Source organism: Chroococcidiopsis sp. (genome assembly GCF_051657925.1).
GTDB lineage: Bacteria > Cyanobacteriota > Cyanobacteriia > Cyanobacteriales > Chroococcidiopsidaceae > Chroococcidiopsis.
The window spans coordinates 1-8,101 of sequence record NZ_JBOFLP010000144.1; the positions used below are offsets into that span (position 1 = coordinate 1).

The following is an 8,101-nucleotide window of genomic DNA, read 5'->3' on the forward strand; positions in this document are numbered from 1 at the left end:
TTCCTATCGGTTCAAAAAGCGATTGGAACGTGGCAGAAATTATGCACGACAAGGAAATATTCTAAGTATCAAATTTGAAGAATCTCAAGTATTAGCACGAGTACAAGGCACAGATCCAGAACCATACAAAGTTTCCCTATTTTTAGACAAATTTGATGACGAACAGTGGGGATATGTCGTAGAAACCATGTCCCAAAAAGCAATATATGCAGCCAAGTTATTAGCAGGAGAAATGCCGCAAAATATAGAAGAAGTATTTACCACAAATGGATTGTCATTATTTCCATTTACCCTATCAGAAGTCAAAAGTCGCTGCTCTTGTCCTGACAAAGCCAACCCTTGCAAACACGTCGCCGCAGTTTACTATCAACTAGGCGATCGCTTCAGCGAAGATCCGTTTGTCTTGTTCCAACTACGGGGACGCACTAAGGATGAAGTTCTGACTTCCTTGAGAGAATTTCGTAGTAAAGGAGACAAGGGAGAAGTTAAAATTCAAAATTCAAAATTTCCCGATTCCCCACGGGCGGGTTTTGAACCACGATTTGTTGATAGAAGCCGTGAATCTTCTGCTAAATCCGCCCCTACGACTCCCGACTCCCGACTCCCGACTCCCTCATTTTGGCAATACAACGAACCACTCGACCCATCGTTAGTGGTCATAGCACCGTCACTCAGCGGCGAAACGATTTTAGATGTCTTAGGGGAAATTCCCGTGGCAGAATTAGAAACCGATGAAGCAGATCGAGGTGATGCAACTGCATCTGGCATGGTACAGCAATACTTTACTAACCTTTACCAACAAGCCAGCCAACAAGCCGCGATCGCAGCGATGAGTACTGGATGAGGAGCGAGAAGTGAGGGGGTGAAGAGAGCTGAGGAGGCTGAGGAAGCTGAGGAGGCTGAGGAAGAAATTCACTCCAAAATTCAAAATTGCCCCACACCCCACACCCCACACCCCACACCCCACACCCCACACCCCATTCTTTACTGATAACTAATAACTGACAATGGGTGGAATATATGACGATCGCGTCGTTTAATAAACTAAGGTCTTAAATCTTAATGTTGTTTATTTTCTCACTCAACTATGGCTGAAGCTTTGAAACTTGAAGATGCGGTGGAATTTGCCGAAAACCCAGAACCGCGCTGTCCGTGCGTCCTACTGTTAGATACTTCTGGCTCCATGCAGGGAGTAGCTATTGACGCTCTCAATGAGGGTTTACGCACTTTCAAAGAGGAACTAAACCAAGATAACTTGGCGCGCAAGCGGGTTGAAGTGGCGATCGTCACGTTTGGTAGTGACGTGAAAGTAGCTCAGGATTTCGTCACTGCTGACATATTTGAACCGCCTAGCCTATCAGCTCAAGGATTAACTCACATGGGTGGGGCAATTCTCCAAGGGCTAGATATGATCGAAGCCCGTAAAGGTCAATATCGTAGTAATGGCGTGAATTACTATCGTCCTTGGGTATTTTTGATCACGGATGGCGAACCGCAAGGAGAACCAGACAGTATCATCGACCAAGCCACGCAACGGATTCGCGACGATGAGGCAGGTAAGCGAGTTGCTTTCTTTGCTGTAGGGGTAGAATCAGCCAACATGACGCGCTTGAGCCAAATTGTCGTTCGCAGCCCCCTAAAGTTACAAGGGTTAAACTTCAAAGAGCTGTTTATCTGGCTATCAGCAAGTATGCAGCGGGTTTCCCAATCCAAACCAGAAGATCAAGTTGCTCTCCCGCCACCAGGTTGGGGCGTAGTCTAAATCAGTGACCAGTGACCAGTGACCAGTGACCAGTTATCAGTGTTTACCTGTGGCGATCGCTGTCAAACCGTATCCATTCTCTTTATCTTTGCAATAGCCCTACCCCTCTTTTGCCCCCCTTTTTAAGGGGGGTTGGGGGGATCTTCCAAGGCACAGTTTCAGTGGATGGGATGTCTACCTTTTGTCGCCCCTCTTTCAACGTTTTACCACTAAACAACTCGCTTTCTCGTCTCCGTCTGGTGGCAGCAAGGCGACGACGTGAGGCACGGGTCGAGGAGTATAAGGGACTAATAATTCACCCTTGTAAGCAAGAGAGGAACTGTCGCCGGAGTCGAGCATCACCGCATCTCGCAACCCAGCTTTAGCTAATACTGCACCCAGCTTGACAGCATCGACATTTCTCGGAGCCACGCCAATTGTGGGCTGTCCTGCCTGGTTTATTCCCCAGAAAGCCCGACGACGCGCAGCATCAAAACCAAATAAGTTACCAAAAGACTCTCGCGATCGCGGTTGTCCGTCTTTGACCAGCCAAGCAGCAGCGACAAAAGCATCTGTTACGTCCGGCATCTCCGCCTGGATTCCTTCTAGCGTGTTGTGTAAGAAGGGATCGAAGGGAATATATTTAACTGCTTGAGTACCAATTAATACCAAGGGTCTACCCGCAAGCAGAGGATTTTCACCAGCGTTACCTGGGATAAAATGACTCGCTTTTTGACTGAGTACGGGACCGACCATCACGTTGGAATTAAGGACTTTGAGCGAGAAAAAGCCCCCATCTACGCCCGCAACTGCGGCAGTATCAGCTAAAATCTCTGGTACTTGGTAGCGGCTTTTCGCATGGATCGTCATTGGTCTACCACCAGAAATTAATAACAAGTAGGTGCGATCGATGGTGGTTTTGTTGAAGGTGACATTGGCAGAAAAATCGAATTTCCCCCCCCAGTTGGGAATTTTCATGCCACCTGAAGCTTGAGAGAGAATGCTAGATTCTGGGTTGGCGATCGCCCGTGCTAAGTTAGATTGACCGAAGCGACCGATGGCAAGTAAACTTTCCGAGTCGCCAGCAAAGCGTTCGTCGTTGTCGTTCATCGTCAGCGCCGATAGATAACCAGCTTTCTTAACTGCTGCGGCAACTTTTTGGTTATATCTCCCAGCCGGATACGTAAAATAGCGGATTGGTATATCTAGCTTATTTTCCAAAATCTGTTTAGATTCAGTCACTTCCATTTGGAGTTTGTCGTCGGACAGGCGGCGCAAATCTTCGGGATGGGTGACGCTGTGAGCCGCAATAGTTATCAACGGATCGGCTGCTATTTCCTTCAGTTGTTCCCAACTGACATGGCTTCTACCGACGTTGTTGCCTACCCCAGAAGTATAAATAGAAAACACGGCTGGATAGCCATATTTTTTCAGCAGCGGATAAACGTATTCGTAATGTCCCCCGTAGCCGTCATCAAACGTTAACATAATCGGCTTTTCTGGCAAGGGTAAACCCGTCCGCAGATGAATAACAAGTTGGTCGTAACTGATGGGGGTAAAACCCTGTTTTTTAATAAATTGAAGATGCTGCTCGAATTCTTGGGGTGTGACATCAAAAAAGACTTGTTTTTTGGGTAAGATGTCGTGATACATCAAGATCGGAACCTTTGCCAATTTTGCCCTTTCGTTGATATTGGGGTAAGGGCTGGAGTTGAAATAGGCAGCTAATTGGGGTCCCAGCTTCAAGCTAAGGAACTCAAAGAGTTTGGTTTTATCCTCTGTCCAATTTGTCGTCTGAAGCAACTGAGTCGCCAAACTAGTAAGTTCGGTTCCATAAGGCGAAGCTTGCGGACAATGACTTAAAGACGGTGCTGACTTAGAGGAATTGTTTTGCTTTTCTTGCGCTTGAGCTTCAGTCGCAAAAAGCAGCATGGGAAAAGTCAGCGTTACTGACAGAAGTAGTTTCCAGGCGATATCCCTCCAACCCCCCTTTTTAAGGGGGGCTAGGGGGGATCTCTTGTAGGAGAGTTTTGACAGCACCGGACTGAAATCTTGAGCAGCAAAAAACAGATATAGGCGAGTTGGCAACATGGGTATTTACAAAAACGAGCGAAACTCTTAGATTCTGAGCCAATAAAGTTTTAGCCAAGTGTAAGCCATTCCCAAAAGTGAGACAATTACACCCTAATCGCAATGCATTAAAAGTCTAATATCCACTGCTTAAGTCCCAGCTAAGGCAGCTTTAAGTTACTACAAATGCTGTCTAGGAATAAAAGTCGGAAGCAGAGAGCTTTAAAACTCAGAAGTCAGAAGTCGGGATTAACTGGTCGCTGATAACTGGTCACTGGTCACTGGTCACTGATAACTGATAACTGTCAACTCCATTCCCTGACTCCTCATTTAAGTGTCCAATAGTGGCTAAAATGATTAAGCCTATACCTGGCAAGCTAGAACGCTAATCAAGAGTAATCCTGAAATGGTTGCACGATCGCTGCTCTACGAAGGCAAAGCAAAAATTGTTTACACGACAACAGAGCCAGAAATATTACTGGCACATTTCAAAGACGATGCCACTGCTTTTAATGCTCAAAAGCGAGGCAGTATTGTCGGCAAAGGAGAGATTAACTGCACCATCTCCACCGTGCTGTTTCAGTATCTAGAAAAGCAAGGCATTCCGACACACTGGCTGGAAAGCATCAGTGCCAATCAAATGCGCGTCAGGCGATTGCAAATCTTGCCGTTAGAGGTGGTCGTCAGGAACATTGCCGCCGGAAGTCTCTGTCAACAAACAGGATTACCTCTAGGGACAGTTTTGAAACAGCCGTTGGTAGAGTTTTATTACAAAAACGATAGTTTAGGAGATCCCTTATTGACGAGCGATCGCCTCTTTCTGCTAGAGCTAGCAACTCCAGAACAAGTCAATCAATTACAACAGATGGCGCTCCAAATTAATCGCTATCTGGGCGAATTTTTTCAGCGTTGCGATATGACCCTGGTAGACTTCAAGCTAGAGTTTGGTTACGATGCTCAGGGACAGTTACGACTGGGCGATGAAATTAGCCCCGATACTTGTCGCTTATGGGACGTAGCTGAAACAGACCCCAATCGGCGAGTCATGGATAAAGACCGTTTCCGTCGCGACTTAGGTAATGTCGAAACCGCCTACCAAGAGGTGCTGCGTCGCGTGCTAGCTCAAGCTGATGGGGGTGGGGGAAGTCGGGAGTAGGGAGTCGGGAGTCGGAAGTGGGAGACAAGGAAGACAAGGGGGACAAGGAAGCAGAGGAAGAGAGGAGCAAACAATTGCTAACCGTCAACCGTCAACCGTCAACTACCGAATGACAAATGACAAATGACGAATGACAAACTTTTATTGGTGTGCGGACGTGCTAAATAGGTGAAACAAAATGCGTTTATTTCGTGTATGGGTGGCGATCGCGGCGATCGCGAGCTTTCGGCAAGTCATGCTGGTACAAATGCCAGCAACGTATGCAACTCCTGCCGATCGCACTGTGATAAAGGAGCAAGGAAAACAATTCAAAGTCAAAAGTCAAAAGTTAAAAGTCAAAAATAATTCTAAAATTGTCCAAATTCCGAATTCCGAATTCCGTAGCTTGCTTCCCCGCAGGGGTATTCCGAATTCTCTCACTTCTTCCCGTCAAACATTAATCGCCAGTTTGAAGGGAGAACAGGCTGTAACGCCAACACCAAAATTAGCAGCAAAAAAATTAGTAGCAAAAGAAAGCTTTTCTCTAAAACCAAGTACAAATCGTAGCGATCGCCATCTGACCGAGCATGGCGCAGCGGCGCTCAAAACGCGAGCGATCGCCCAACTCGACTCGCAGGACGAGACCCCCAGAGGAATTGAAATTCCGATTAACCGCGATCGTCAACCAGCACCGGATTCTGATAATCCTGCCGCACCAACGACGGAACCAGCCACGCCGCCAACAGTACCAGTGCAACCGGCTCCAGGTACGGAATCTCTACCGCAGCAAGAAACACCCAATCGTATTCAAGTTCCCGTGACTCCTAACGGCGCACCTGCACCAGGAAGCGTTCCTAATCAACCAAATCCACCTATTCCTCCATCCACCCCAGCACCAGAACAAACTCAACCGCCAACAGACGCTCTACCACCTACGCCAACTCAGCCAGGAACGCCAGGAGAAACTCAACCCACACCAGAAACTCAACCCGAAGCCGCAGAACCTAGAGTTCTTGTCGCAGAAGTCGCTGTGAGTAGCGAAACTGGCACTTTGACTGAAGAATTACAAAACGAAGTTTACCAAGCAATTCGTACCGCTCCAGGGCGAACGACGACGCGATCGCAATTACAAGAAGATATCAATGCCATTTTTGCGACAGGCTTTTTTGCCAACGTCCGGGCTATACCGGAAGATACACCCTTGGGCGTGCGGGTTGCCTATATCGTGCAACCCAACCCAACCCTTCAGCGAGTCCAAATCGAAGCCAATCCTGGTACAAATGTTCCGTCTGTCTTGCCTCCCAAATTAGTTGAGGATACTTTCAAGCCGCAGTACGGCAACATTCTCAACTTCCGCCGCTTGCAGGAAGGAATTAAGCAGCTCAACCAGTGGTATCAGAAAAACGGTTATGTCTTGGCACAAGTGATTGCCGCGCCCCAAGTTGCACCCGACGGCACGGTGACGCTTCAAGTATCGGAAGGGGTTGTTGAAGATATCCAAGTCCGTTTCGTGCGGGAAGGCGAAGCGACCGACGATGAAGGCAAACCAATTCGCGGTCGGACGCGAGATTTTATTATCACGCGAGAACTCGCCCTGAAGCCCAATAACGTATTCAATCGCAACGTGGTTCAAAGCGACCTGCAACGGGTTTACGGACTAGGGATATTTGAAGACGTAAACGTTGCCCTCAACCCCGGTCAAGACCCCCGTAAAGTGATTGTCGTGCTGAACGTGGACGAACGCCGCAGCGGTAGTTTGGGATTGAGCGGTGGTATTAGTTCTGCCAGTGGCTTATTTGGAGCAGTCAGCTTTCAGCAAAACAATTTAGGTGGCAATAACCAAAAATTAGGGGCAGAGTTGCAGGTTGGTACGGAACGGAGCGAGTTGCTGTTCGATCTCCGGTTCACCGACCCCTGGATTGCTGGCGACCCCTATAGAACTTCCTATACAGTCAACTTATTCCAGCGGCGATCGATTTCGCTAATCTTTGATGGAGATGACGAGAATATCGAGGTAGGCGACCCCGATGATGGCGTGCGTCCCCGCGTGCGGCGACAAGGTGGCGGCGTTACCTTTACCCGTCCTTTGTCTCGCAATCCCTTGACTCGGTCGGAATGGACGGCATCCGCAGGATTGCAATATCAGCGCGTTTCCATCCGCGATGATGATGGTGAAGTCACCCCAGAAGGCAGATTTAACGGTAGAGAAGATATTCCCTTGAGTTTTTCTGACGACGGTTCAGACGATTTGCTAACCGTACAGCTAGGAGCAGTACGCGATCTCCGAAATAACATCACGACACCTACTGACGGTTCTTTCCTGCGGTTGGGTGTAGAGCAATCGATTCCCATTGGTAGCGGCAGCATTCTCCTGAATCGATTGCGGGGTAGCTACAGTCAATACATTCCGGTCAACTTTACTAGCTTCAATGAAGGACCGGAAACTTTAGCTTTTAATATTCAAGCTGGAACGGTCATTGGCGATCTACCTCCCTACGAAGCCTTTTCCATTGGTGGTAGTAACTCGGTACGGGGTTACGGAGAAGGAGAATTAGGCAGCGGACGCAGTTTTGTCACTGCTACAGCCGAGTATCGCTTCCCGATTTTCTCGGTTGTCGGTGGCGCTCTATTTGTCGATTTCGGCTCCGATTTAGGGACGGCAGGTAACGTACCTGGAGAACCAGCAATTCTACTCGATAAACCAGGTACGGGAGTCGGCTACGGTGTAGGCGTGCGAGTCAATTCTCCCTTGGGACCCCTGCGCCTAGACTACGGCTTGAACAGCGACGGCGACAGCCGCATTCAGTTTGGCATTGGGGAGAAATTCTAGGGATTATGGATAGGAGACAGGAGAGCAGAGGAGCAGAGGAGCAGAGGAGCAGAGGGGAGAATCAATTCAATATCCAAAATCCCCACACCCCACACCCCACACCCCACACCCCACACCCCACACCCCACACCCCACATACTCTCGCAGGTACGATAAGCCAATCGGGAGTAGGATTGCATAGTGGAGAGACTAGCCAAGTTCGTATTTTACCCGCCGCAGTGGGGGAAGGACGCTATTTTGTGCGGGTCGACTTGCCAACTCAGCCCCGAATTCCTGCTTGCGTTGGAGCAGTTAGTCAAACCGTACTTTCAACGCAGCTCGAAGC

General features: G+C 48.5%; 7 protein-coding genes. 6 read left to right on the forward strand and 1 reads right to left on the reverse strand.

Annotation, left to right across the window (positions count from 1 at the left end; genetic code table 11):
• The 3 genes from ACRC32_RS11110 to ACRC32_RS11120 all read left to right on the forward strand — a co-directional run.
• On the forward strand, positions 1-844 hold an 844-nt coding region (locus ACRC32_RS11110), incomplete at its 5' end, for an SWIM zinc finger family protein (RefSeq protein WP_438554014.1).
• Between the two features lie 18 nt (positions 845-862).
• Positions 863-991 carry a hypothetical protein gene (locus ACRC32_RS11115; RefSeq protein ID WP_438554015.1) on the forward strand — a complete coding sequence of 43 codons (129 nt, stop codon included), beginning with the start codon at positions 863-865 and terminating at the stop codon, positions 989-991.
• A 96-nt stretch (positions 992-1,087) separates the two neighbouring features.
• The gene (locus ACRC32_RS11120; RefSeq protein ID WP_181245383.1) at positions 1,088-1,762 is read left to right on the forward strand and encodes a vWA domain-containing protein; all 675 of its coding nucleotides are present in this window, start codon (positions 1,088-1,090) and stop codon (positions 1,760-1,762) included.
• Between the two features lie 195 nt (positions 1,763-1,957).
• On the opposite strand, the gene ACRC32_RS11125 is transcribed toward ACRC32_RS11120, so the two are convergent.
• Positions 1,958-3,673, reverse strand: a complete 1,716-nt coding sequence (locus ACRC32_RS11125) for a polysaccharide deacetylase family protein (protein ID WP_438554016.1) — start codon at positions 3,671-3,673, stop codon at positions 1,958-1,960.
• 544 nt (positions 3,674-4,217) lie between these two features.
• On the opposite strand from ACRC32_RS11125, the gene purC reads away from it, so the two are divergent.
• The 3 genes from purC to ACRC32_RS11140 all read left to right on the forward strand — a co-directional run.
• Positions 4,218-4,967: a phosphoribosylaminoimidazolesuccinocarboxamide synthase gene (purC, locus tag ACRC32_RS11130; protein WP_438554017.1), complete on the forward strand. Its 750-nt coding sequence runs from the start codon at positions 4,218-4,220 to the stop codon at positions 4,965-4,967.
• A gap of 178 nt (positions 4,968-5,145) precedes the next feature.
• Entirely contained in the window at positions 5,146-7,776 is a 2,631-nt protein-coding gene (locus ACRC32_RS11135; protein WP_438554018.1) for a BamA/TamA family outer membrane protein, read from the forward strand.
• A 5-nt stretch (positions 7,777-7,781) separates the two neighbouring features.
• The coding region (locus ACRC32_RS11140) for a UDP-3-O-acyl-N-acetylglucosamine deacetylase (protein WP_438554019.1) at positions 7,782-8,101 on the forward strand (320 nt) is incomplete at its 3' end.